This is a genomic window from Agrobacterium albertimagni AOL15 (assembly GCF_000300855.1).
GTDB classification, from domain to species: Bacteria; Pseudomonadota; Alphaproteobacteria; order Rhizobiales; family Rhizobiaceae; genus Allorhizobium; species Allorhizobium albertimagni.
Window position 1 is genome coordinate 122,630 of the sequence record NZ_ALJF01000004.1, and the last position, 21,972, is coordinate 144,601.

At 61.9% G+C, this 21,972-nt stretch carries 25 protein-coding genes; 11 read left to right on the plus strand and 14 right to left on the minus strand.

The window, feature by feature from the left end:
• Nucleotides 1–2 precede the first annotated feature (2 nt).
• From QWE_RS25560 to infC, 3 genes are all read right to left on the minus strand, one after another.
• Nucleotides 3–521: a PepSY domain-containing protein gene (locus QWE_RS25560; protein WP_006725070.1), complete on the minus strand. Its 519-nt coding sequence runs from the start codon at nucleotides 519–521 to the stop codon at nucleotides 3–5.
• A gap of 147 nt (nucleotides 522–668) precedes the next feature.
• The gene (locus QWE_RS05345) at nucleotides 669–1,232 is read right to left on the minus strand and encodes a hypothetical protein (RefSeq protein WP_157790675.1); all 564 of its coding nucleotides are present in this window, start codon (nucleotides 1,230–1,232) and stop codon (nucleotides 669–671) included.
• 176 nt (nucleotides 1,233–1,408) lie between these two features.
• Nucleotides 1,409–1,945, minus strand: coding sequence for a translation initiation factor IF-3 (infC, locus tag QWE_RS05350; protein ID WP_040299623.1), 537 nt, complete (start codon nucleotides 1,943–1,945; stop codon nucleotides 1,409–1,411).
• Nucleotides 1,946–2,122: 177 nt separating this feature from the next.
• On the opposite strand from infC, the gene QWE_RS05355 reads away from it, so the two are divergent.
• The gene (locus QWE_RS05355) at nucleotides 2,123–2,917 is read left to right on the plus strand and encodes an alpha/beta hydrolase (protein WP_006725073.1); all 795 of its coding nucleotides are present in this window, start codon (nucleotides 2,123–2,125) and stop codon (nucleotides 2,915–2,917) included.
• A gap of 175 nt (nucleotides 2,918–3,092) precedes the next feature.
• The gene (locus tag QWE_RS05360) at nucleotides 3,093–3,710 is read left to right on the plus strand and encodes a transglutaminase-like cysteine peptidase (protein WP_040299624.1); all 618 of its coding nucleotides are present in this window, start codon (nucleotides 3,093–3,095) and stop codon (nucleotides 3,708–3,710) included.
• Between the two features lie 6 nt (nucleotides 3,711–3,716).
• Here QWE_RS05360 and QWE_RS05365 read toward each other — a convergent pair whose 3' ends face one another.
• Nucleotides 3,717–4,898, minus strand: coding sequence for an MFS transporter (locus tag QWE_RS05365; protein WP_006725075.1), 1,182 nt, complete (start codon nucleotides 4,896–4,898; stop codon nucleotides 3,717–3,719).
• An 83-nt stretch (nucleotides 4,899–4,981) separates the two neighbouring features.
• On the minus strand, nucleotides 4,982–5,965 hold the full coding sequence (gene mbfA / locus QWE_RS05370) for an iron exporter MbfA (RefSeq protein ID WP_006725076.1): 984 nt from the start codon (nucleotides 5,963–5,965) through the stop codon (nucleotides 4,982–4,984).
• 129 nt (nucleotides 5,966–6,094) lie between these two features.
• Here mbfA and QWE_RS05375 point away from each other — a divergent pair, with 129 nt between their 5' ends.
• From QWE_RS05375 to QWE_RS05385, 3 genes are all read left to right on the plus strand, one after another.
• On the plus strand, nucleotides 6,095–6,565 hold the full coding sequence (locus tag QWE_RS05375) for a group III truncated hemoglobin (RefSeq protein ID WP_006725077.1): 471 nt from the start codon (nucleotides 6,095–6,097) through the stop codon (nucleotides 6,563–6,565).
• 157 nt (nucleotides 6,566–6,722) lie between these two features.
• Nucleotides 6,723–7,820: a TRAP transporter substrate-binding protein gene (locus QWE_RS05380; RefSeq protein WP_006725078.1), complete on the plus strand. Its 1,098-nt coding sequence runs from the start codon at nucleotides 6,723–6,725 to the stop codon at nucleotides 7,818–7,820.
• Nucleotides 7,821–7,895: 75 nt separating this feature from the next.
• Entirely contained in the window at nucleotides 7,896–9,638 is a 1,743-nt protein-coding gene (locus tag QWE_RS05385; protein ID WP_006725079.1) for an alpha/beta hydrolase, read from the plus strand.
• Between the two features lie 7 nt (nucleotides 9,639–9,645).
• On the opposite strand, the gene QWE_RS05390 is transcribed toward QWE_RS05385, so the two are convergent.
• The 4 genes from QWE_RS05390 to QWE_RS05405 all read right to left on the minus strand — a co-directional run bounded on the left by QWE_RS05390 (nucleotide 9,646) and on the right by QWE_RS05405 (nucleotide 12,440).
• Nucleotides 9,646–10,674, minus strand: coding sequence for a histone deacetylase family protein (locus tag QWE_RS05390; protein ID WP_006725080.1), 1,029 nt, complete (start codon nucleotides 10,672–10,674; stop codon nucleotides 9,646–9,648).
• A gap of 138 nt (nucleotides 10,675–10,812) precedes the next feature.
• Nucleotides 10,813–11,154 carry a hypothetical protein gene (locus tag QWE_RS05395; RefSeq protein ID WP_006725081.1) on the minus strand — a complete coding sequence of 114 codons (342 nt, stop codon included), beginning with the start codon at nucleotides 11,152–11,154 and terminating at the stop codon, nucleotides 10,813–10,815.
• 148 nt (nucleotides 11,155–11,302) lie between these two features.
• Nucleotides 11,303–11,833, minus strand: a complete 531-nt coding sequence (locus QWE_RS05400; RefSeq protein ID WP_006725082.1) for a GNAT family N-acetyltransferase — start codon at nucleotides 11,831–11,833, stop codon at nucleotides 11,303–11,305.
• A gap of 34 nt (nucleotides 11,834–11,867) precedes the next feature.
• Nucleotides 11,868–12,440: a helix-turn-helix domain-containing protein gene (locus QWE_RS05405; RefSeq protein WP_006725083.1), complete on the minus strand. Its 573-nt coding sequence runs from the start codon at nucleotides 12,438–12,440 to the stop codon at nucleotides 11,868–11,870.
• A 123-nt stretch (nucleotides 12,441–12,563) separates the two neighbouring features.
• Here QWE_RS05405 and QWE_RS05410 point away from each other — a divergent pair, with 123 nt between their 5' ends.
• From QWE_RS05410 to QWE_RS05425, 4 genes are all read left to right on the plus strand, one after another.
• Nucleotides 12,564–13,130, plus strand: coding sequence for an XRE family transcriptional regulator (locus tag QWE_RS05410; RefSeq protein ID WP_006725084.1), 567 nt, complete (start codon nucleotides 12,564–12,566; stop codon nucleotides 13,128–13,130).
• Between the two features lie 82 nt (nucleotides 13,131–13,212).
• Nucleotides 13,213–14,415 (plus strand): glycine C-acetyltransferase, encoded by a 1,203-nt coding sequence (locus tag QWE_RS05415; protein ID WP_006725085.1) that lies wholly within the window; start codon nucleotides 13,213–13,215, stop codon nucleotides 14,413–14,415.
• A 2-nt stretch (nucleotides 14,416–14,417) separates the two neighbouring features.
• Nucleotides 14,418–15,443, plus strand: coding sequence for an L-threonine 3-dehydrogenase (gene tdh, locus QWE_RS05420; RefSeq protein WP_006725086.1), 1,026 nt, complete (start codon nucleotides 14,418–14,420; stop codon nucleotides 15,441–15,443).
• Between the two features lie 92 nt (nucleotides 15,444–15,535).
• Complete coding sequence (locus tag QWE_RS05425) at nucleotides 15,536–16,264, plus strand: MOSC domain-containing protein (RefSeq protein ID WP_006725087.1); 729 nt, start codon at nucleotides 15,536–15,538, stop codon at nucleotides 16,262–16,264.
• Here QWE_RS05425 and QWE_RS05430 read toward each other — a convergent pair.
• The gene (locus QWE_RS05430) at nucleotides 16,249–17,940 is read right to left on the minus strand and encodes an FAD/NAD(P)-binding protein (RefSeq protein ID WP_006725088.1); all 1,692 of its coding nucleotides are present in this window, start codon (nucleotides 17,938–17,940) and stop codon (nucleotides 16,249–16,251) included. The two genes, QWE_RS05425 and QWE_RS05430, sit on opposite strands and share 16 nt — an antisense overlap.
• A 163-nt stretch (nucleotides 17,941–18,103) precedes the next feature.
• On the opposite strand from QWE_RS05430, the gene QWE_RS05435 reads away from it, so the two are divergent.
• Entirely contained in the window at nucleotides 18,104–18,337 is a 234-nt protein-coding gene (locus QWE_RS05435; RefSeq protein ID WP_006725089.1) for a DUF2171 domain-containing protein, read from the plus strand.
• 84 nt (nucleotides 18,338–18,421) lie between these two features.
• On the plus strand, nucleotides 18,422–19,102 hold the full coding sequence (locus QWE_RS05440) for a hypothetical protein (protein ID WP_006725090.1): 681 nt from the start codon (nucleotides 18,422–18,424) through the stop codon (nucleotides 19,100–19,102).
• A 76-nt stretch (nucleotides 19,103–19,178) separates the two neighbouring features.
• Here the strand turns inward: QWE_RS05440 and QWE_RS24625 are convergent, their stop codons facing one another.
• The 4 genes from QWE_RS24625 to QWE_RS05460 form a co-directional block, all read right to left on the minus strand.
• Complete coding sequence (locus tag QWE_RS24625) at nucleotides 19,179–19,559, minus strand: hypothetical protein (protein WP_083872840.1); 381 nt, start codon at nucleotides 19,557–19,559, stop codon at nucleotides 19,179–19,181.
• 182 nt (nucleotides 19,560–19,741) lie between these two features.
• Nucleotides 19,742–20,458, minus strand: coding sequence for a DUF6065 family protein (locus tag QWE_RS05450; protein WP_006725092.1), 717 nt, complete (start codon nucleotides 20,456–20,458; stop codon nucleotides 19,742–19,744).
• A 79-nt stretch (nucleotides 20,459–20,537) separates the two neighbouring features.
• Nucleotides 20,538–21,344 (minus strand): anti-sigma factor family protein, encoded by an 807-nt coding sequence (locus tag QWE_RS05455; RefSeq protein ID WP_006725093.1) that lies wholly within the window; start codon nucleotides 21,342–21,344, stop codon nucleotides 20,538–20,540.
• 16 nt (nucleotides 21,345–21,360) lie between these two features.
• The gene (locus QWE_RS05460; protein WP_006725094.1) at nucleotides 21,361–21,885 is read right to left on the minus strand and encodes an RNA polymerase sigma factor; all 525 of its coding nucleotides are present in this window, start codon (nucleotides 21,883–21,885) and stop codon (nucleotides 21,361–21,363) included.
• Nucleotides 21,886–21,972: the final 87 nt, after the last annotated feature.

Here is a 21,972-nt window from a genome sequence, read left to right on the forward strand (position 1 = left end):
TGTCACCATCCAAAGATATTGAGTTTGCGGCCGGTCGCCGCCTCGAACATGAGCGTTCTGACATTGGGGCCGCTCTGCACCTTCAGCGTATAGAAGGGCTTGCGTGCCCGCATGTTGAGGTCGACGGCGATCACCCGTCCACCGCCCTGCTCGTCGACCCGCTTCAGAATTTCCCGCAGCGGCAGGATTTCTCCGCGCTTGACGGCTTCGCGCGCCTCCTTCTGGTCGCGGTTGCGCCTGGAGCTGCCGGACCGGTCGTCGTCATCGTCCCTGTCGTCATCGTCAGAGCCGCGTCCCGAGCCGCTGCGGTCCTGCTTGTCGTCATCGTCGTCGTCTTTGCCGCTGTCATCATCGTCATCGTCGTCGGAACCGGATCCGCCGCTCCGACCGCTGCTGCCACTTCCGCCGCCGCTATCGCTGTCGCCATCATCGCCTCCATCCTTGGCCCAAACGATTGAGGTCGGAAGGGCGGATGCCAGACCGAGGCTCAGAAGGGCAAGAATGAAAAGACGACGATCCATACGGGCTCTGTCAGGGTTTTCCGGAGAGTAGCGCGGGCCAGGACTTGCGCCAACAGGAGAAAAGCTATCCCCGCCCGGTGGGGGCCGGGCGGGGCGAAACGGTGAGAGGGTGCCCGCGGCGGCTCGGGCTTCACCGTTTCGAAGGGATCAGATGGCGGGAACCACGGTGACGCTGGACAGCGTGCCGCGCGGGGCACGAAGCTTGATTTCCGTGTTGCCATGCTCCTCTTCAACCTCGAAGCGCAGACGCTGGCCATTCTGGTCGACCGGGATCATGGAGCCGCTGAGCAGACCCTGCAGCTGGGTGTTGTTGACGATCAGGCGGATTTCGTCGCGATCGCGGTTGCCACTTCTGCGGCTGCCATCGTCGGCGCTGTCATCATAGCCATCATCGTCATCGCCGCTGCGGTTGCGATCGCGGTCTCGGTCCCGATCACGGTCGCGGCCCGAGCTGTCATCGTCGTCATCGGAGCTGTCGCGACCACTATCGTCTCTGCCGCTACCACCGCGACCGCTTTCGTCGCTACCGCCGCCGCCACTGCCACCGCTGTCGTCGCTGCCGCCATCGTCATCGCCGCCGCGGGCCTCGGCCTGACTGACGACGAAGGATGCAAGTGGTGAAGGCGCGAACGAGGCGAACGCGGGGATCAGGGTGAGTGCGGCCAGTGCCGTGGTCGAGACCAGCAAGGTCCGGCGCAGAAATCGGGTCATCTTGAATTCCTCCAGGTTCGCAATCGCTTTCGATGGAGGGATCATGCATCAACGCCCCTGACAGGGCGGCCGCTGTGGCGATCAGCGTTCTGTCAGACAAGAGATCGGCAAAAAACCACGCATGAAAAAAGCCGCCCCGTAAGGCGGCTTCATCCGGTCCTGCCATGCGGCAGCAATCAACGCGGCGAGAGCACCATCATCATCTGGCGGCCTTCGAGCTTCGGCTCGGCTTCCACCTTGGCGATCGTCGCGGTGTCTTCCTTGACCTGAAGCAGGAGCTTCATGCCGAGTTCCTGGTGGGCCATTTCGCGGCCACGGAACTTCAGGGTCACCTTGACCTTGTCGCCCTCTTCGAAGAAGCGGTTCATTGCCTTCATCTTCACCTCATAGTCATGGGTGTCGATGTTCGGGCGCATCTTGATTTCTTTGACCTCGACGATCTTCTGCTTCTTGCGCGCTTCGGCCGCCTTCTTCTGGTTGGCGTATTTCAGCTTGCCCAGGTCGAGGATCTTGCAGACCGGAGGCTCGGCATTCGGCGAAATCTCGACCAGATCCAGTCCGGCCTCTTCAGCCATGCGCAACGCCTGATCCGTCGCGATGACTCCGAGGTTCTCGCCCTCTTCGTTGATCAGCTGGACTTTCGGAATGCGGATTTCACGGTTGGAGCGCGGCCCGTCCTTTACGGGGGCATCGGTCTTGAACGGTCTGCGAATGGTCGTATTCTCCTCAAAACATTTCGGAATGTCGCAGCGTAAACCCGCGCGCATCCGCGTCAAAGGGCTATGTGATATCTGCGACGGCAGTGTCAATAGCATGCTTGCGAAAGAAAATCACCTGTTGTCGCGCACTTCCTGGATGTGTTTTACAGCATTCGACAAAAGGAGCACGCGATGACCGACACAGCCAACATCCTCAGACAGACGGCATTGACCGTCGGCTCCGGTGACGCAGCCCGCGACATCGCGGTCATCACCCGCATGGGAACCGGACCGGACCGGCCGGCCCTGGTCTGGCTCGGTGGCTATCGCTCCGACATGGCCGGCACCAAGGCGATCGAAATGGACGCTCTCGCCCGTGACCAGGGGCTCACCGCCATCCGCTTCGACTATTCCGGCCACGGGGTGTCCGGCGGCGATTTCCGCAAGGGCACCATTTCGCGCTGGACCGAGGAAGCGCTTGCCGTTCTTGCCGCGTCGGGGGCAAAGAGGCTCGTGCTGATCGGCTCGTCCATGGGCGGATGGATCGCGCTTCGCGTCATCCAGGAGGCACGGTGCCTCGGCCTGTCCTTCTCGGTCGACGGCCTCGTGCTGATCGCGCCGGCACCCGACTTCACCTCGGAACTCATCGAACCCGGCCTTAACGCGGCCGAGCGGCAATCGCTGGCCGAGCGTGGCTACTTCGAAGAACCATCCGAGTACAGTCCGGAGCCCAACATCTTCACCCGCGCTCTGATGGAAGACGGGGCTAAGAACCGGGTGCTGACCGGGCTTATCGAGACCGGCTGCCCTGTCCATATCCTGCAGGGCATGAAGGACCCGGATGTGCCATATCAGCACGCCCTGAAACTCATGGAATTCCTGCCGCTGGACGATGTGGTCCTCACACTGATTCGCGACGGAGATCACCGGCTTTCGCGCCCCGAAGACATTACGAAGATGAAAAACGCTATACTCTCGATGATCTGAGTATTTTGGTCTTTCTATATATCCTCAATTCTTGGGAACAGTTTCTCGCTTTGCGGGTTCCAACTGTCGCATTTTAACCATACCGGATGAATTGCGCGGGAGGGAACCTCCCGTGCCGTTGACTCACGTCCTGTCGCAATCTTAACGTTTTGTTAAGGATACAGGGGACGTGTTCATGACGAACGGCTCGCGCGCCTTCAAGGCGCTCATCATTGCAGTTGCGGTGCTCGCACCTGCCCATGCGGGTCTTTCGGCACCGCAGTCATTGCGATCGATGATCACAGGCGCCGTGACATCCCAGCCCATCGGCCACTACGAATTCTGCAAGGCTCTGCCGGACGAATGCAGCATCCGCTCCCGTCCTTCGGTTCCGCCGAAGGTCACCGAGCACGGCTGGAACGTCATCCGGGACATCAATGCCAGCGTCAATCACGCCATCATCCCGATGACCGATGCGGAAATCTATGGTCGCGAGGAAGTCTGGGCCTATCCGGTCGATCTCGGCGACTGCGAAGATTTCGTCCTGCTGAAGCGCAAGAAGCTGATGGAAGCCGGCTTCAATGCGGCCGATCTCCTGATCACCGTTGTGCGCAAGCCGGATGGCGAAGGTCATGCGGTTCTCACGGTCCGCACCCAGTCGGGCGACTTCGTGCTCGACAATCTCAACGACGACGTCAAGCTCTGGACAGACACGCGCTATGCCTTCCTCAAGCGCCAGTCCTCGACCGACACCGGCCGCTGGGTCACCATCGAGAACGGCACCTCCGACGTTCTGGTCGGCGCACTGCAGTAAACCAGGTCAGTTTCGTCTCTCGCGCGTCAGTGCGAGGGTGGCGATCACGGTCAGGCAGGCCATGCCGGCCAGTGCCGCCAAAGCTGCGCTGGTGCTCACCGTCTCGTTCAGCCAGATCACGGAGACAGGCGCAAGCGCCGAGGCGATGATACGGGCGGACGCCAGCGTGCCCATGGTCTTTCCATAGCCTGCCGCGCCAAAGTAGTGCAGCGGCAGCACGCCGCGGACGATCGAGGTCAGCCCCTGACCTGCCCCGTAGAAGATCGCAAAGGCGATGGCGAAACCCGCCATCGGCTGGATCAGTGAGCCAGCGAGGATCGCAAGGCTCAGCGCCATGGCCGATGCGGCGATGATTGCGGTCAGCGGCGGCGAGAAGAGGTTTCGCCTGACATATTCGATCAGCCGGGCAGCCACCTGACTCGGACCGATCAGACTGCCGGCAAGCGTTGCCATTGCCGTGGCATAGCCGAGATCGCGCATCAGGACGAGAAGCGTCGACCCCACCGCCGACATGACGAAACCTCCGGCGGCAAAGGCCGTTGCCATGAGGATCATCCGGCGTTTGCGCTCGCCGTCGAGAACGGGCTCACCGGTCGATTGCGTCTCGCGAACGGTTGCCTCCGGCTCGATCTTCCGTGCCCTCGGCAAGGCCAGATGGATCGGCAGCGCGATCAGGAGGTTCATCGCGGCCATCACCAGGTAGATGTCGCGCCAGGTCATGACGGTAAGCAGCCATTGCAGGAGCGGCCAGAAGACGGTGGAGGCAAAGCCCGCGATCAGCGTCACCAGCGTAATATGGGCGCGCGCCTCGCGGCCATGGCGCTGGGCGAGTGCTGCAAAGCCCGCATCATATTGAACCGCAAGCGCGATGAACTCGGCGACCAGCGTGATCGCTGCAAACTGCCAGGCATTCTCCATGACCGAAAACAGCGCGAGCGAAATTGCTGCTGCGACGGAGCCGAGACAGAGGATCAGCCGTGCGCCGTACCGATCAACCAGGCGCCCGAGCACGGGCGCTGCCACCGCGCCCGCCAGGAGCCCGAAGGAGAAGACACCGAACACGAAGCTCTGGCCCCAGCCGAACTCGCGCGCGATCTCGGGCGCCAGAACGGAGAAGGAATAGTAAAGCGTTCCGTAACCGATGGTCATGGTGACGCCCAGGCCGATGGTCGCGGGAGAGGCTTTCATGGATGCGCCGTTAATGCGATTCGATGATGGCCAGATGACAGCCTCCCCTCGCGGCCCGTCAAGGCGTCATCGCCGCATATCGGTCACCCGTGCCCGATCAGGACACCGGCGGCGAGCACCAGCGAGCCGCCGAGTACCACCTGCATCGCCGCGCGCCAGAAGGGCGTCTCCATGTAGCGGTTCTGAATGAAGGCGATCGCCCAGAGCTCGAAAAAGACGATGACGATGGCGGTGATCGTCGCGGTCCAGAAATGCGGGATGAGATAGGGCAATGCGTGGCCGAGACCGCCGACCGTCGTCATGATGCCGGAAGCGAGACCGCGCTTGAGCGGCGAGCCGCGGCCCGAGAGCTTGCCGTCGTCATGGGCGGCCTCTGTGAAGCCCATCGAGATGCCCGCGCCGACCGAAGCGGAGAGACCGATGAGGAAAGTCGACCACGTGTCGCCGGTCGCAAAGGCCGCCGCAAAGATCGGCGCCAGCGTCGAAACCGAGCCGTCCATCAGGCCCGCCAGTCCCGGCTGGACATAGGTCAGAATGAACTGCCGCTTTTTCGTTTCGTCTTCCGTCTCGCGCGCATCTTCCGGCAGATGCCGGTCGCCGAGCATGGTCGCGATCTCTTCATGCCCCTGTTCGGCCATGGCGAGATCGCCGAGCAGCTTGCGGATGCCGGCGTCGGAGGTGTGCTGGGCAGCCTCATGATAGAAGCGATAGGCCCCCTCCTCCATCTGCATGGCCTCCTCGCGGATCTGCTCGAGCGAAAGGTTCTTGCGCAACCAATCGGGCTTGCGATCGTAGAAGCCGCGCACATGTTCGCGCCGGATCAGCGGGATGCGCTCGCCGAAACGGTCGCGGTGCATCTCGATCAGCATGTTGCGGTGGGTGTGCTCCACCTCGGCCATGTCCTCGAAGACCTTGGACGATTGCGGAAACTGGCCGCGCAACTGGTCGGCATAGGCCAGGTAGATGCGGGCGTCGTCTTCCTCGGAGGAAATGGCCAGCGCCAGAATTTCCTGCTCGGAGAGTGTGTCGAAGGCGCGCTTGCCGCCCTTCTGAAAAAGACTGAACATGACGATTGTCACCTAGATTAGAACTATTCTAAACTTAGGCCATCAAACAGCTTGTATCAAGATGCCGCATGGACCATTTGCATGTCAGGATGCATCAGGTGTCCGAAGCCCAAGAACGAGACGAAACCGATGACAATGGAACTGACCGGGCGCGCCGCCCACCGCGCTGAAATCACGGCCCGCGCCCAGGCCGAGATGGCGGCGATGGGCGTCGATGCGGCCTTCATCGACCTCTTGGTTGAGACCTTCTACGGGCATATCCGCCAGCATCCGGAACTCGGCCCTGTCTTCGACGGGCGGCTCGCCGGACGCTGGCCGGACCACATGGTCAAGATGAAGGCCTTCTGGAGTTCCGTCGCCTTCAAGACAGGCGCCTATGGCGGCAAGCCGGTGATGGCCCACCAGAACGTCGACGGCATGGCGGAACACCTTTTCCTGCAATGGCTGCAGCTCTTTTCCGCCACCCTCGTCGAAATGGGTGCCTCGGAACAGGCCCATGGCTGGTTCATGGCGAGCGCCGAGCGGATCGCCAAGAGCCTGGTGCTGTCACTCTTCTACAATCCGGCCTTAGATGATCCGCGGATGCGCAGCCAGTCCTGACAGTTCCTTGCGCGGAACATCGTTTGCGCGAAACAATAGGAAAATTTGGTCGGGTTGCCCGACAATTTCCTGAGCTTTTGACCTTGCACTCCCGGTCATGCCCGACTAGACCCACCGCGGGAGCTGGAGGAGTGCGTATCATCAGAGGCAAGAGATCATGAACCGCCGTCAATTTTTCAAGCAGGCCAGTGTCGCCGGCATCGGTGCCGCCGCGCTTGCCGCACCCGCGATCGCCCAGGAAAATCCGAAGATCACCTGGCGCCTCGCCTCGTCGTTCCCGAAGAGCCTCGACATCATCTTCGGGGCCGCCACCGACATCGCTGAAAGCGTCTCGAAGGCCACCGACGGGCAGTTCGAAATCCAGGTCTTCGCTGCTGGCGAAATCGTGCCGCCGCTGCAGGTGGCTGACGCCGTGACCGCCGATACCGTCGAGATGGGCCATACCTGCTGCTACTACTATATCGGTAAGGATCCGGCTTTCGCACTTGGCACGGCGATCCCCTTCGGTCTCAATGCCCGCATGACCAATTCGTGGTTCACCGCCGGCGGCGGCAACGAGTTGCTCAACGAGTTCCTCGCCAGCCACAAGATCTATGCGCTGCCGGCCGGCAATACCGGCGCCCAGATGGGCGGCTGGTACCGCAAGGAAATCAAGACGATCGACGACCTCAAGGGTCTGAAGATGCGCATCGCGGGTCTTGCCGGCGAGATCATGGCCAAGGTCGGCGTCACGCCGCAGCAGATTGCCGGCTCGGATGTCTATCCGGCACTGGAAAAGGGCACGATCGACGCCACCGAATTCGTCGGCCCCTATGATGACCTGAAGCTCGGCTTCTACAAGGTCGCGCCTTACTACTACTACCCGGCCTGGTGGGAAGGCGGCCCGACCGTGCATGCCTTCTTCAACCTCGACAAGTTCAATGGCCTGCCGGAAAACTACAAGCGCATCCTGACGGACGCCTGCGCTGCCGCCAATTCGCGCATGCTCGCCCGTTACGACGCCTCGAATGCAGCAGCCCTCCGCGAACTCGTCGCTGGCGGTGCGCAGCTTCGCGCCTTCTCGTCGGATATTCTCGACACCTGCCACAAGGCAGCGAAGGAAACCTATGCGGATCTCTCGGGCAAGAACGAGTGGTTCAAGAAGCTCTTCGACAGCCAGCAGGCGTTCAAGCAGGACGCCTATCTCTGGGCTCAGATCGCCGAATACAGCTTCGATACCTACCAGATGATCCAGCAGCGCCAGGGCACGCTCTGATCGAGGCATCATCGCTCGACAACGACAAACCCGGCCCCAAGTCGGGTTTGTTTGCTTTTGAGGCAGGGTCGCGTCATGCCCTTCAAATGGCAGGACAAGTCGACTAAGCTCCTGGACAGAACGGAACGGGAGCCGCAGCGGCGCTTACGGCTCGAAACAGGAGAGAATGCACTGTCGGTCATCGTCAAGGTCTTGATCGGCAAGCTTTCGCTGCCGGGCGTGGTTCTCGCGATCGCCTTCTTCTGTGCATCGCTCACACCCAGCCTGATGCCACGCGAGGCCGTGGTGCAGGGGTCCCTCTCCGGCCTTGCTGCCGCCGTCGGCTATTTATTCGGCGTTCTCCTGAGTTCTCTTTGGCGGTTTTTCGAGTTGCCGGAACTCAGCCTGCGCCGGGACAAGGCGCTATTCTGGATATCCGCGTTTGGTGTGTCTGCAATGGCCGTGGCGCTCTGGCGCTCCGCGGTCTGGCAGGAATCGGCCCGCGCGCTCTGGCAGATGGAGCCGCTCGACGCTTCGTATCTCGAAGCCGTGCTGGTGGCCGCCGCCCTGTTCTTCGGCCTGCTCTGGATCGGCCGCCTGTTCATGATGCTGTTCAGGAGGCTGGCTGCTCGTATGGCCACCATCTTCCCGGCACGCTTTGCCACCGCCATCGGCTTCGTCATCGCCGCCTTCATCTTCTGGTCAATCGGCGAAAACGTCGTTCTGCGCGGGGCGCTCCGGCTCGCCGATTCCTCCTTCCAGCAACTGGACGACCTGATGGAGGACGAATTCGCCGCGCCGACCTCCTCGGCAAAAACCGGCGGCCCAGATTCGCGTCTCGCCTGGCATGGTCTGGGCCGTCAGGGTCGTCACTATATCGCCTCCGGCCCGACGCGCGAAGATATCGAGCGTTTCTGGGGAGAGCCGGCGCTGGAGCCGATCCGCGTCTATGCTGGCCTCAACAATGGCGAAACCATCGAGACGCGCGTGGCACTGGCGCTCGAGGAACTGATCCGGCAGGGCGGTTTCGAGCGTTCGACCCTGGTGATTAAGGCTCCCACCGGGACCGGCTGGATCGATCCTGCGGCGGCAGACACGCTCGACTTTCTGCTGCGCGGCGATGTTGCAAGCGTTGCCCTGCAATATTCCTATCTGACCAGTTGGCTCTCGCTGCTGGTCGAGCCGGAATATGGCTCGGAGTCGGCAAAGGCGCTGTTTCGCGCCGTCTATCGTCACTGGAAGCAGTTGCCGCCCGATGAACGCCCTCGGCTGGTGCTCTATGGCCTCAGTCTCGGAGCCCTCAATTCGCAGAGTTCCGTCGATCTTCTCGAAATCGTCGCCGACCCCTTCTATGGCGCATTGTGGGTCGGGCCGCCATTCCAGAGCCGGATGTGGAGCGAACTCACCGCGGCTCGGGAGGCGAACTCGCCTGCCTGGCTGCCCCGCTACGGGGACGGCTCGATCGTGCGCTTCACCAACCAGCAGGCCGATCTCAATTCATCCTATGCCTCATGGGGGCCACTGCGGATCGTCTACCTGCAATATGCCAGCGACCCCGTGATCTTCTTCGAGACCCGTTCGGCTTACCGCGCGCCCGCCTGGCTTTCGGGCACAAGGGGTCCGGATGTCTCTCCAGAGCTTACCTGGTATCCCGTACTCACCATGCTGCAACTCCTGTTCGACATGATGATCGCGACGACGAGCCCGGTCGGCTACGGACATGTCTATGCGCCGCAGCATCATATCGATCCCTGGATCGCGGTGACCGGAATTGAAATCGATCCGGCCGACGTGGCACGGTTGAAGCGCCACTTCACCGAAGTTGCGAAGACCTATTGAGGCGCCTTCAGCCTTCCAGCCCTTTGAGCACATTGGCGACGTTGATGCCGATTTCCGGCACGCCGTAGCCGCCTTCCATCAAGGTCAGAACCGGCAAGCCGCTGGCTGCGATCATCTCGCCCATGCGGATATAGTCCGGGCTCTTCAGCTTGAAGAAGCTGATCGGGTCCTTCTCAAACGTGTCGACGCCGAGCGAGAGCACGATGGCTTCCGCGCCGTAAGACTTGATCTTTTTCAGACTGTCTTGCAGCGCTGCGGACCAGATTTCGAAGGGCGTGCCAGAGGGCATCGGGTAATTGGCGTTCAGGCCCTCGCCGTCGCCCTCACCGGTTTCGTCGGCATAACCGAGGAAAAAGGGGAAGGCGTCTTCCGGTTCGCCATGCAGCGAGGCGAAGAAGATGTCACCGCGGCGATAGGTGATGTCCTGGGTGCCGTTGCCATGATGGAAGTCGACGTCGAGGATAGCGACTTTCTTTGCGCCATGGTCGATCAACCGCTGGGCGGCGACGGCGGCATTGTTGATGAAGCAATAGCCGCCGAAGAGATCGATGCCGGCATGATGGCCGGGCGGACGGCAGAGCGAGAAGGCGAAGCGGTTGCCCTCGTTCAGCCAGTCGGCGCCCGACAAGGCCACGTCCATCGACGCAATGGCTGCCTCATAGGTGCCCTTGGAAATCGAGGTCTCGGCAGAGTTGGTGTAGTAGCCGACGGCGCCGTCGACGTTCTTCGGCACGCGGCCTGTCTGGCTGCGGCGGCAGGGGAAGGAAGTTGCGATCGCCTCACCCTCGAAGCCATGCGCCTGCCAGCGGTCCCAGCAGGTGCGCAGGAATTCGAGATAGCCGGCGTCATGCACCTTGAGCGCGGTTTCCAGTCCGTGTTCGGCCGGGGCGCGGACATCGGTGAAGCCGGCCTCCTTAACGCCCGCAAGCACCCATTCCGCGCGGAACGGCCCCTCGAAGGGTTTCACCAGCAGACCGCCATGCAGCTCGGTCTTGGCGTCTCGCAGCTTGTGCTTTTCGGAATAGAATACGCGCATGTCTGTTGTCTTCCCTCTGGTCGTTTTGAGAGAAAACTAGCCTCGTCACAGCCTCAGCCACAAGTGCAAAGGGGGCGATTTTCCTGGTCAACCGACCAAAAAAATCACCCCCGCCCCTCGGCCCCCGCCGAACGGAACTTATTCCGTCAGATTGATCTGCTCGGTCTCGCCACCGGTGCAGGTGTAGCAGCAGTTTTCGCAATTCTCGGCATTCTCAGGACCGACGCCCCAATAGCTCTGCTTGTCGCCCGAAATCCAGGCGCCGTAGCAGATCGTCTCGCCTTCTTCACAAGACAGGGGGATCTCTTTGGTCTCGCCGTCATCGAGATAAAAGACCTGACCGTCGCCCGGCCAGATATGGTCGCGATCCTGGCTGTAGAGTTCGACCTCGACGGCGTTCGGATGATCGTTGCGCATGACAAAAGTCACGTCTGCCGCCAGTGCCGGTGCGGCCACGGCGACAGCCAGCGCCAAACCCATCCATCTCAAAGTTGCTTTTGCAACCATTTGAAGTCCATCCCCCCGGAAACTTGGAACGGACGGACGATAAGCAGATGCGTCGATCGCTGAAAAGGGCGAAGATCAGACGTTTTTTGGGCTCAATCTCAAGAACTTGGCAGAGATGCCCTCAGGCCACAGTTTTCCAGAAGATCACCGTGTCGCAGTAGCGACCATCCGGAAACAGCGCGTAATTCGGAATGATGCCGGAACGCTGCCAGCCGAGCTTTTCATAAAGCGCCTCGGCGAGTTCTCCGGCCGCCGTATCAAGCACCAGAAGCGTGCGCCCCGCCTGCGCCGCCCCCTGTTCAGCGGCCGCCATCAGCGCCTTCGACAAGCCGAGACCCCGGGCGTCGCGATGCACCAAAAGCTTCATCAGATCGCCGCGATGCGGCTGGTTCGGTTTCGAGGCAAAGCCGACCTGCACCGTGCCGACCAGACGATCGCCGAGAAAGGCGCCGTAAAGGAGGACCTCTCCGCGCCCGACTGCCTCTGCGACGCCGCGCCAGAAGGCTTCACCATCCTTAGGTGTAAAGGGCGACATGAAGCCCAGGGAGGCCCCATCCTCCACACAATCGGACAGGGCTTCGCAAAGGTCTGGCAAGGCTGCGAGCGCATCGGCTTTTGAGAGCAGGCGGATATCAGTCTGGGCGGCGGGCATGGGGTCAGGTCCTGTCGTCGGGATTGGGAGATGGTCAGGGGCCGAGGGAAATCACCACGGCATAGCGGGCGGGTTGATCGGTCGGGTTTCGATAGCCGTGCACATCACCGACATTCATGAAGAGGCAGTCGCCGGCTTCGAGCCGGTGCACTGTGTCACCGACGGTCAATTCGATCACGCCATCGAAGACCCAGACATGCTGGGCTTGGCTGCGCCCGCTCGGGCGGCCGGGAAAGCGCACTTCGGCACCGGCCGGAAACTCGACCTCGACGATATCGGTCCCGCTGCCGGTCCCTTGGGCCGAGACGGCGCGGCGCAGATAGCCGCTTTCCGGATCGCGCCAGACCGGCTGATCGTCCCGCCGGGCAAGCGGCGACGGCTCGGTTTCAGCGCTGGCAAAAAAGACAGAGAGCGAAACCCCGAGCGCCGAGCAGAGCCGAGCCAGAAGCGCTGCCGTCGGGCTTGCCTCGGAGCGTTCGATCCGCGAGATCATCGCCCGGCTGACGCCTGAGAGGTCCGCCAACTGGTCGAGTGTCAGCCCCCGCTCGACGCGCAGGCGCTTCAGCCTTTCGGCGACATGTTTCTCGAATTGATCCTCTGATTCCATTATCTGAGAATTTCACGCGCAGATATTGGAGTCAAGCTTTCCTGCGCACCCTCTTCCGTTGCGGCTGCCGGTCGGCGTAAAAGAGGCGGTCGGCACCCGCTGACGTGACCGCAGGACATTCTGATGCAGCAGCACACTCCCGAGATCGGCCCGGCCATCAAGCGCGAGCGCAAGGCGCGTAAGCTAACTCTTGAACAGCTCGGCACGCTCTCCGGTGTCTCCAAGTCGATGCTGAGCCAGATAGAGCGCGGCGAGGCCAATCCGACCTTCGCGGTACTCTGGAGCCTCACCCAGGCGATGGAGATTGAACTCTCGGATCTGATCGGTAACGGCACCTCCGTCGCCGGGCGCGAGGAGATCGAGGTGACCTCGGTCATGCACACACCCGTCATCCGCAGCGCCGACGGTTCCTGCCGGTTGAAGATCCTGAGCTCACCCCGCCTTGCCGGCCAGACGGAATGGTACGACCTCGAAATGGATCCGGGCGGCGCCCTTGTGAGCCAGCCGCATTCGATCGGTGCTTTCGAACATTTCACCGCCTTTACCGATGGTTTCGAGATTTCCAGCGGCGGCAGCAAGACGGTCATAAGGACCGGCGAAACCGCCCGTTACCGCGCCGATGTTCCGCATGCGATCCGCAATTGCGGAACGGATATCGGCAAAGGCCTGCTGGTCGTGCTACACAGATAGGCGAAAAGGAAATTCCAAAATATCGATTGCGGCAGGGCAAAATTCCGATATGCTGGAATTATTCAGCATCGAGGGATTTCCCATGCAGACCGGCTTTCTCGACCACATCACCGAAACCCTTCAGGGCATCGAAGCCGACGGGCTTCTGAAGCGCGAGCGCGAAATCGTCAGCTCGCAATCGGGCCGCATCCAGGTGCGCGATGCGAGGGGCACGCGCGAGATGATCAATCTCTGTGCCAACAATTATCTCGGCCTTGCCAATCATCCCGAGATCGAAAAGGCCGCCAAGGCCGCGATCGACAGCCACGGTTTCGGAATGGCCTCGGTGCGCTTCATCTGCGGCGCGCAGGACATTCACCGCGAACTGGAGCAGGCGATTGCCCGCTATCTCGATAAGGACGATGCGATCCTGTTTGCCGCCTGTTTCGACGCCAATGGCGGGATCTTCGAGACGCTGCTCGGTCCCGAAGACGCGATCATTTCCGACAGCCTCAACCACGCCTCGATCATCGACGGCGTGCGGCTCTCCAAGGCGAAGCGCTATCGCTATGCCAATTCGGACATGGACGGGCTGGAAGACGAGCTGAAGAAGGCGGTTGCCGACGGCACGCGTTTCCGGCTTGTAGCCACTGATGGCGTCTTCTCGATGGACGGCTATGTCGCCAAGCTGCCGGAGATCTGCGCGCTCGCCGAGAAATACGGCGCGATGGTGATGATCGACGAGTGCCATGCCACCGGCCATCTCGGCGACAAAGGCAAGGGCACCCCGACGCTGACCGGTGTCGGCACCCGCGTCGACATCATCACCGGTACCTTTGGCAAGACTTTGGGCGGCGCCATGGGCGGCTTCATCGCCGGCCCGAAGGCGGCCATCGACCTGCTTCGCCAGCGGGCACGGCCCTATCTCTTCTCCAACAGCCTCGCCCCCGCTGTCGCTGCTGGCTCGTTGAAGGCAATCGAGATTGCTGAAAGCGCCGACGATCTGCGCGAAAGGCTCGCCGGCCATACCAGACGCTTCCGCCAGGGCCTGACCGAGGCCGGCTTCGAGTTGCTTCCTGGCGAGACGCCGATCATCCCGGTCATGACCCATGACGCTGTGCTGGCGCAGAAGCTTGCCGCCGAGCTCGATGCGCGCGGCGTCTATGTCGCTGGCTTCTTTTTCCCCGTCGTGCCCAAGGGCCAGGCCCGCATCCGCACCCAGATGTCGGCAGCGCTTTCCGAGGCCGATATCGACACCGCCATCGCCGCATTCATCGATGCCGGCAAGACCATCGGGATGATCTGACCATGAAGGCGCTCTCCAAGCAGAAATCAGAAGTCGGCATCTGGATGATCGACGCAGCCGTCCCCGAGATCGGGCCCGACGACGTGCTGGTGAAGATCAACAAAACAGGCATTTGCGGCACCGACGTGCACATCTACAAATGGGACGAGTGGGCGCAGAAGACGATCCCCGTGCCGATGATCACAGGCCATGAATATGCCGGCGAGATCGTCGCCGTCGGTGCCAATGTGCGCAATCTCCAGATTGGCCAGCGCGTTTCCGGCGAGGGCCATCTCGTCGGCATGAACAGCCGCGCTTCACGCGCCGGCAAATATCATCTCGACCCCGAGACAAAGGGCATTGGCGTCAATGTGCAGGGTACCTTTGCCGAGTTCGCCAAGATCCCGGCCTTCAACATCATCCCGCTGCCGGACACGATCGACGACGAGATCGGCGCGATCCTCGATCCGCTCGGCAATGCCGTGCACACCGCACTCGCCTTCGATCTCGTCGGCGAGGACGTCATCATCACCGGCGCTGGCCCGATCGGCATCATGGGTGCGGCGATTGCCCGCCATGTCGGCGCACGCCACGTCGTGATCACCGACGTCAATCCGGAGCGGCTGGCGCTTGCGGCAGAAGTCGCCGACGTGCATCCGGTCAACGTCGCGAACGAAGACCTGCGCGACGTGATGTCAAAGCTGAAGATGAAGGAAGGCTTCGATGTCGGGCTCGAAATGAGCGGCTCGCCGGCGGCCCTCGACCAGATGATCGACCATCTGGTGATGGGCGGTCGCATCGCGCTTCTCGGCGTGCCGGCCCGGCCCTTCCATTTCGACCTCTCCAAGGTCGTCTTCCGCATGGTGACGCTCAAAGGCATCTATGGCCGCGAGATGTTCGACACCTGGCACAAGATGCTCGCCATGCTCGAAAGCGGCCTCGATATCCGCAAGGTCATCACGCACCGGATGAAGGTGGACGACTATGCGGAAGCCTTCGAACTCGCCAGCGCCGGCAAGGCGAGCAAGATCGTGCTCGACTGGACCTGAGCCTGAGAGCGCAGAAAGACGCCCACCGGCAAATAGGTGGGAACATAGAGCGGCTTTTCGACGTATGGTGATGGTCTGAAACGGGAGTCGTCATGCGGAAAATCGGTCGAGTGCGGGAAGTCTGGCGCTATCCGGTGAGTTCTCTTGGCGGGGAGCCGCTCGCCTCGATCACCGTCTCGGCTGAAGGCATTGAGGGTGACCGGCGCTTTGCGCTGTTCGATCCGGAAACGGGCCTTGCCGCCGCCCCTGAGAAGGAAACGCGTTGGCGTCCCGCCCTCTTCATCACAGCCTCACAACCGGCAACCGGATTGCCTGTCCTGCGCTTCGCCGACGGCGCCGAGCATGCACTCGATGACGGCGAATTGCCGGACCGGCTGGCAGAGCATTTCGGTTTCCCGGTCGCGATCGGGCTCGTCGGCACCGGTGATTACCGCTTCCCCGTGGTCTCCAACCGCTACAAGCCGGCCCAACTTCACCTTGTGACCACGGCTTCGGTCAGCGCGCTCGCTGCGATCACAGGCCTTGCGCCGATCGATGCGAGGCGTTTTCGCCCTTCGGTGCTCATCGAAACGGAAGACGAAGCGGGCTTCATGGAAAACGACTGGGTGGGTCATACCGTCAGGATCGGCGAAGCGGAGATCCATGTGACGGAAGCCTCGCGCCGCTGCGGCATGACGCTGGTCGCCCAGCCGGGCCTTGCCGAAGAGCCTGATGTCCTGCGCGGCATCATGCGCCACAACAAACGCAATCTCGGCGTCTATGCTACGCCCAACGAAGGCGTGACAATCAGCGTCGGCGACGAAGTTTATGCCGAGATCTGAAAAACGGGTGCCTCGGCTTCCGCGATATCCGCAAGGATCGCCCTGCCGACCGTCTCGCCGATATCCCGCGCGCTGGTGATGCCCTGCACGAAGGGCTCCTTGTGCAGCAGGAAGGCCACCGCTGCGCAATAGAGCCTTGCCGTTGACATCAGGCCAAGGCGCGGGCGGTAGAATTCATCGACGTCGATGCCACCGGTGCGCACGACATCCGGATCCCGGTCGGGCGAGCGGATCGCCGTAGACTTCGGCGTGGCCGACTTGCGAACGCCGCCCTGCGCCACCAGCGTCGGAAAAGGCAGATCGGTCGCCGACAGCGTCTCCTGGCCGGTCGCATCGACAAAGGCGCCGAAGCTATGCGTGGTTCCGCCGACCACAATCTCGGCACCGCGCTCCAGGCCGTCCTCGGCGGTGCGGATTTCGTAATCCTCGCCGAGTTTCAGGATCGACAGCTTGCCCGCACGGGCAAGCGCCAGAAGCCGGCGGATCGACATCAGCGGCACCGTTGCATAGTCGTCGATGAAGATGCCCTTGAAGTGGCGGTGGAAGCGCTTCAGGTCGTTTTCATCGATATGCGGAATGACCCGGGCGACAATCTCGTGGGTGATCAGGATCGCATAGCGCCACGGCACGGTGTAGCGCTTCTGCCGGTTCTCTTCGGCCTCCGCCAGATTTTTAGCTGCCCAGACGAAAGGATCGCTTTCGTTGCGATCGGCATAATAGGCGGCAGCGAAGGTCTCGACCGTGAGCTGCGACAGACCGATCCGGGCGGCATAGTCGGGGTCGCGCGCGACGATTTCACCGCGAAAGAGCTCGAAGACCTCGTCGAGCAGATCGTGCCGGCCCGTGGCAATCAGCGCATCGATCGCTTCTTCGGTGCAGACGAGGGGCGTGACATACGGAAGCGGGCAGTAGAAATCGGCCTCCGGCAGGATGCCCTTGCGCGACATCAGCGTGGCCTTAAACCCATCCGTTCCTTCGGCCGGCTGATATTGCAGGTCGCCCGCCGCATCGGCGTAGAACATGCCGTGGGCTGTGGCGACCGTCATCAGCGCGTCGATGCCGCTCAGCGACGTGCCGAGAATGCCCACCGCCTCATTGCGGATCGACGTCAGAACCGTCGCCGGCCAGGGCGAAACGAAATAGCCGGGCCGAATTTCCGTGCTGTCGGGCCAGTTGTGGCCTGTCGCCATGACGACATGGTCGTAGGCCGCGTCATTCTGCCCGTCGGCATGGCTGACGCGAAGGCGAATGGCATCGGCCTGGATCTCGATATCGATCACCTTGTGGCGGGCGAGCACGATGATCTCGTGGCCGCGCTCAAGGGCCACCGCTCGCATCCGCTCGAACTGCGCCTGCATGTAGTCGCCGAGTACGAGACGCGGATAGAACTCCCGCTCGTCGATCGCCTCGCGCCGGATGCCGTGGCGCATCAGCGTCTCGTCGTCCTGTCGCCGCAGCCACTCGACCAGGGTCTCCGCAAACGCCGGAAACTCGATGCTCGGGATATTGGAGAGCATGGCGGGGTCGTTCATGTCGGGATGGTAGGGCGTGCCCTTTCCCGGCTCGCCTTCCGCTTCGTAAAGCGTGATGGACAAGGGAACGGTGGAACCGATCAGTTGTTTGAACGTGTAGAGGCCGGTGGGACCGGTGCCGATGATCGCAATTCTCGGAAACATATATGGACTCGCTGTCGGCGAGGGATCTCGCGCGGGTGTCTGTCAATGCATCTGAGGCATGGATGTTCCCCTGCCTGCCTGATGTCTTGTGTGGCGAGCGGCCGGAACAAATGCCACCCGTCGCGTCTTTCTTTGGCACCCCAACCCGAGAGGAGCATGACCAATGATTTCTGCAGATCAGATCCGCGAACACATGGAAGTTCTCGCCCAGGACGGCGCCCATGTCGGCACCGTCGACCACATGGACGGCGAAAGCCGCATCAAGCTGACCAAGAACGATTCCCCTGATGGCCAGCACCACTACATTCCGCTCGACTGGGTCGACCACGTCGATCAGCACGTTCATCTCTCGAAAAATGCCGATGACGTGCGCAAGGACTGGTCCTCGATGAATTGAGGCCTATACTGGCAGGAGGCAGGGGTCGCGTGGTGACACGCGGCCCCTAACTTATGAAACGACCCCGATGGAGGAAAGAGCGCCATGTTGCTGACACTCTCCCTGCCCCCGCGTTCGGGCCTGGCCAGAGCTCGCTGCACGAGCGACATCCTGAAGCGCTCAGCCGCATTGTGTCTTCTCGGCTTGATCACATTGCAGACATCCACCGTAGCCCGCGCCGACACCAGCGAACAGCATATGGATGGCAGCGGGCAAGAAGCCATCTTCGGCTTCGGCGGCGCGATGACGCGCGAAGACATGCTCAAAAGTGCGGCCCTCATCCCTGTCGACTATGAAAAGAATTACATCATCGGCGGTGGCTACCAGCTGTTTCCCTACGAGATCGGCGGAATCAGGCTGGGCGTCGAGGCCGGCATCGCGGCCCGCTTTGGCGAAGGTTTCACCGGCGAGGTCTGGGGCGGTGGCGTTGTGCGCTATGACCAGATCCGCCTCGGCGACGGCCTCTTTCTCTCGCCTGCATTCACGGCCGGTCTGAGCTTCGTCAATAAAGCACATCCGGGCCGCGAGGCTGATGAAGAGCGCGAGGACCAGGGCAATGCCCGCGCGCTCTTTTACCTCGGGCCGGAGGTCAATCTGTCCTTTAGCGAGACCTCGAATACGGAATTCTTCTGGCGTCTGCACCATCGCTCAGGCGCCTGGCGGACACTCGGCAACATGAAGGGTGCGACGAACGCCAATGTCGTCGGCGTGCGCTACAAGTTCTGAGCCCATTGCTTTAATTCAGCGACGGCCAAAGGCCGCGGCAGTGCCGCGGCCTCTTTCGTTCAATCCGGCGCGAGGATCAATCGTCGTCGTCGGACGAATTGGACGAGCTGTTCGACGAAGAGTTCGAGGAACTGTTTGACGAGCTGTTGGACGAACTGTTTGAAGAGGAATTCGAGCTGGAATTGTTCGACGAATTCGACGACGAGTTGGAGCTGCTGTTCGACGACGAGTTCGAATTGCTGTTGGAATTCGAATTGCTCGACGAGTTCGAGTTGCTGTTGCTGTTCGAGCTCCAGCCACGGCGATCGTCGCCGCGGCTTCCAGAGCGCGCATAGGAGCGGCCCTCCCCGGTCGCCCGGTCGAGGAAGCGGGTCAGCGGATCGTCAGCGAGCGCCGGTGCCGGCGCAGTGGTGCCGATGGCGAGCACAGAGCTCAGGATGGCAATGAATTTCTTCATGGTCAGTCTCCTTGGTTTCTTTCACGGCAGCACGTCGGCTGCAGGGGAGAAACGGATAACGCTCGAACTTATTCCCAAAAAATTCATTTATTTTCAGATAGTTAATTCACATGATCGAACAAACGGAGACACCACCCGAAACGCTGTTCCGGGTGGTTGAAAGCAGGATGATGCGGGAAAAGTCAGCGCTGGGCGCGGGCGAATTTCCGGTACCAGCCTTCCGAGGCGATCGTCTTTCGAAAGATCGTCTTGCGCGCCGTCTGCTCTTCTATCGTTTCGCTGCGAATATCCCCGTCGAGATCGGAAGTCTCCCGCCGGAAGGGAATGACCTGGACGATCGGGGTCCCGCGTTCGAGCACGTGCAGGCCATCCGGGCCGGTGGCGAAAAAGGGGAAGTGGATCTCCGACTGATAGGTGTCGGTATCGACGATACCCGCCACGACCTCGAAGAGACCGTTCGGGCGATTGAGCGGGGATACGAAGAGGCAGCTCCAGCCGGGTGGCGTGCGGATGGTCCAGTAATTGTGAAACTTGCAGGGCGGCAGCGGATCGCGGGGATTGCCTGCCACCTGATGGGTGGCATGGTTGCTGACGAGGGTGCGGTCGAAATCCCAGCCGCAATTTACCGTGCGCCCGCCGTCGGCGATCTCCATGCGCACGGTTGCCGGCAGGCCGATCACCCAGCCGGTCATCATTGCGTCGAGGAAGGGCATGCAGCGCTTGACCGTCAAGCCGCTGTCGGTCGGTGAAACCTTCTCCTCCGTCACCGGCGGCAGCTTGCGGAACCACTCGGGCAGCACCGACTTCGCCCGGACCGGCGGCGTGATCACGCTCTCGTCCTCGGGGCGGCAGGTGAAGGTTATGCGGGGCGTGGGGCGTTTCAGCAGCGAGAGCTTCATCGACTTTCTCCAGATCCTTGTCTGTGCTGGAGAACGGATGGGCTGGAGACTTATTCCCGGCTGTATCGTTTTTTTCGCATCAACGGGTCCGAAGGGCCTCGATGTCGGCGATTTCTTCCTCCGGCGACAACGGCGCGCCGGCGCCAATCCCAGAGAGGAAGGCATCGAGTGTGTCCGTCGTCGAGGCGGGTACATAGCCTTCCGCCACCGGGTTGGTGAGGGCAAACCGTGTCTGCCAGCCAGCCGGTCCATGGCAGGCCACCGCCATGGTCACGGCGTTCGCCGCCTTGCGTTCATATTCGCGGCAAAGATGCCCTTCGGCATCGCGAAAGCTCGCAATCATATGCAGGCTTTCGCCGGTCGCGGGCACGTCCCGATCGGCGCCCGAGGGAAGCGTTTCCAGCGCCTCGTTCAGCGCCAGGTTTGCACCATCAGGCGCGACCCCGGTGGATTGGCCGAGCAGGAAGCCACCGAGGCCGACGACGATCCCGACAAAGGAGGCGGCAAGCGCCATGCCCCAAGGCGACGAGATCGCCGATCCCGTGGACCGAGCCGCAGACGGTGACGATGCGCGCGGCCTGAGCGGCACGACCGTCTCGATCGTGTGCGGCTCGGCGGCTTTTGACGAGGTTTGCGGCGTGGCTTGCGCCTGGCGGGCTGTCGCGATGGCAGCCGTGAGCGAGGCCTCGAGCGCTGCCGGAACCGGCACATCGATCAGCGGCTTCATCGTCGCCGCAAGTTCATGTCTTGTGTCCATGAATACAGCGAGGCGCTCGGCAAGCTCATCGTCTTCGGCGAGAGCCTTCTCGATCTCTTCCTGCTCTGCGGGAGCGAGCTCGCCATCGGCAAAGGCCATCAGCATTTCGTCGGATATCGCGCGTGTCATGGAGTGTCCGCCTTTCTCATGGCGAAGAACGTCTGGCTTCGGGATTTATTCCCGTCAATTCGGAAAGTGCCTTTCGGCCACGGGCGAGCCGGCTCATCACCGTGCCCACGGGGATCTCCAGCAGGTCGGCCGCATCGCGGTAGCTCAGTTCCTCGATGCAGACCAGGACCAGGACTTCGCGCTGTTCGGGCGGCAGGCCTTGCAGGGCGGTCTCGACCCTTTCGAGCGCCAACCGCGCCTCGCTCTGCGCTTCGCCCGAGGCCACGGAGAGATCATGCATCTCGTCGATATCGACGGCGGGGCCGGCCGTCTTCTGGCGGCGCAACTGGTCGAGCCAGAGATTGCGCAGGATCCGAAAAACCCAGGCGTCGAAGCGTGTCTCAGGGTCGAAGCTCGCGGCTGCCGCCAGCGCGCGCTCGCAGGTCTGCTGCACCAGATCGTCGGCCACATCGCGCGCACGGCAGAGCGAAATCGCAAAACGTCTGAGATTGGGCAGGAAGGAAACGAGGCGCTCTCCGACGATATCGACAGGCTGAACCATAAAAACTTTCCGTCTCTCCGGAATAAACCGCCGCCTCGCGCGTATATCCTGTCATCACATCCGTCCGGCAGGGCTTGAAGAGCCCGG

Bases quoted from the DNA above. Each gene is read 5' to 3' on its own strand.
- QWE_RS25560 (WP_006725070.1), bottom strand. From the start codon at position 521: ATGGATCGTCGTCTTTTCATTCTTGCCCTTCTGAGCCTCGGTCTGGCA.
- QWE_RS05345 (WP_157790675.1), bottom strand. From the start codon at position 1,232: ATGACCCGATTTCTGCGCCGGACCTTGCTGGTCTCGACCACGGCACTG.
- QWE_RS05355 (WP_006725073.1), top strand. From the start codon at position 2,123: ATGACCGACACAGCCAACATCCTCAGACAGACGGCATTGACCGTCGGC.
- QWE_RS05360 (WP_040299624.1), top strand. From the start codon at position 3,093: ATGACGAACGGCTCGCGCGCCTTCAAGGCGCTCATCATTGCAGTTGCG.
- QWE_RS05365 (WP_006725075.1), bottom strand. From the start codon at position 4,898: ATGAAAGCCTCTCCCGCGACCATCGGCCTGGGCGTCACCATGACCATC.
- mbfA (WP_006725076.1), bottom strand. From the start codon at position 5,965: ATGTTCAGTCTTTTTCAGAAGGGCGGCAAGCGCGCCTTCGACACACTC.
- QWE_RS05375 (WP_006725077.1), top strand. From the start codon at position 6,095: ATGACAATGGAACTGACCGGGCGCGCCGCCCACCGCGCTGAAATCACG.
- QWE_RS05380 (WP_006725078.1), top strand. From the start codon at position 6,723: ATGAACCGCCGTCAATTTTTCAAGCAGGCCAGTGTCGCCGGCATCGGT.
- QWE_RS05385 (WP_006725079.1), top strand. From the start codon at position 7,896: ATGCCCTTCAAATGGCAGGACAAGTCGACTAAGCTCCTGGACAGAACG.
- QWE_RS05390 (WP_006725080.1), bottom strand. From the start codon at position 10,674: ATGCGCGTATTCTATTCCGAAAAGCACAAGCTGCGAGACGCCAAGACC.
- QWE_RS05395 (WP_006725081.1), bottom strand. From the start codon at position 11,154: ATGGGTTTGGCGCTGGCTGTCGCCGTGGCCGCACCGGCACTGGCGGCA.
- QWE_RS05400 (WP_006725082.1), bottom strand. From the start codon at position 11,833: ATGCCCGCCGCCCAGACTGATATCCGCCTGCTCTCAAAAGCCGATGCG.
- QWE_RS05405 (WP_006725083.1), bottom strand. From the start codon at position 12,440: ATGGAATCAGAGGATCAATTCGAGAAACATGTCGCCGAAAGGCTGAAG.
- QWE_RS05410 (WP_006725084.1), top strand. From the start codon at position 12,564: ATGCAGCAGCACACTCCCGAGATCGGCCCGGCCATCAAGCGCGAGCGC.
- QWE_RS05415 (WP_006725085.1), top strand. From the start codon at position 13,213: ATGCAGACCGGCTTTCTCGACCACATCACCGAAACCCTTCAGGGCATC.
- tdh (WP_006725086.1), top strand. From the start codon at position 14,418: ATGAAGGCGCTCTCCAAGCAGAAATCAGAAGTCGGCATCTGGATGATC.
- QWE_RS05425 (WP_006725087.1), top strand. From the start codon at position 15,536: ATGCGGAAAATCGGTCGAGTGCGGGAAGTCTGGCGCTATCCGGTGAGT.
- QWE_RS05430 (WP_006725088.1), bottom strand. From the start codon at position 17,940: ATGTTTCCGAGAATTGCGATCATCGGCACCGGTCCCACCGGCCTCTAC.
- QWE_RS05435 (WP_006725089.1), top strand. From the start codon at position 18,104: ATGATTTCTGCAGATCAGATCCGCGAACACATGGAAGTTCTCGCCCAG.
- QWE_RS05440 (WP_006725090.1), top strand. From the start codon at position 18,422: ATGTTGCTGACACTCTCCCTGCCCCCGCGTTCGGGCCTGGCCAGAGCT.
- QWE_RS24625 (WP_083872840.1), bottom strand. From the start codon at position 19,559: ATGAAGAAATTCATTGCCATCCTGAGCTCTGTGCTCGCCATCGGCACC.
- QWE_RS05450 (WP_006725092.1), bottom strand. From the start codon at position 20,458: ATGAAGCTCTCGCTGCTGAAACGCCCCACGCCCCGCATAACCTTCACC.
- QWE_RS05455 (WP_006725093.1), bottom strand. From the start codon at position 21,344: ATGACACGCGCGATATCCGACGAAATGCTGATGGCCTTTGCCGATGGC.
- QWE_RS05460 (WP_006725094.1), bottom strand. From the start codon at position 21,885: ATGGTTCAGCCTGTCGATATCGTCGGAGAGCGCCTCGTTTCCTTCCTG.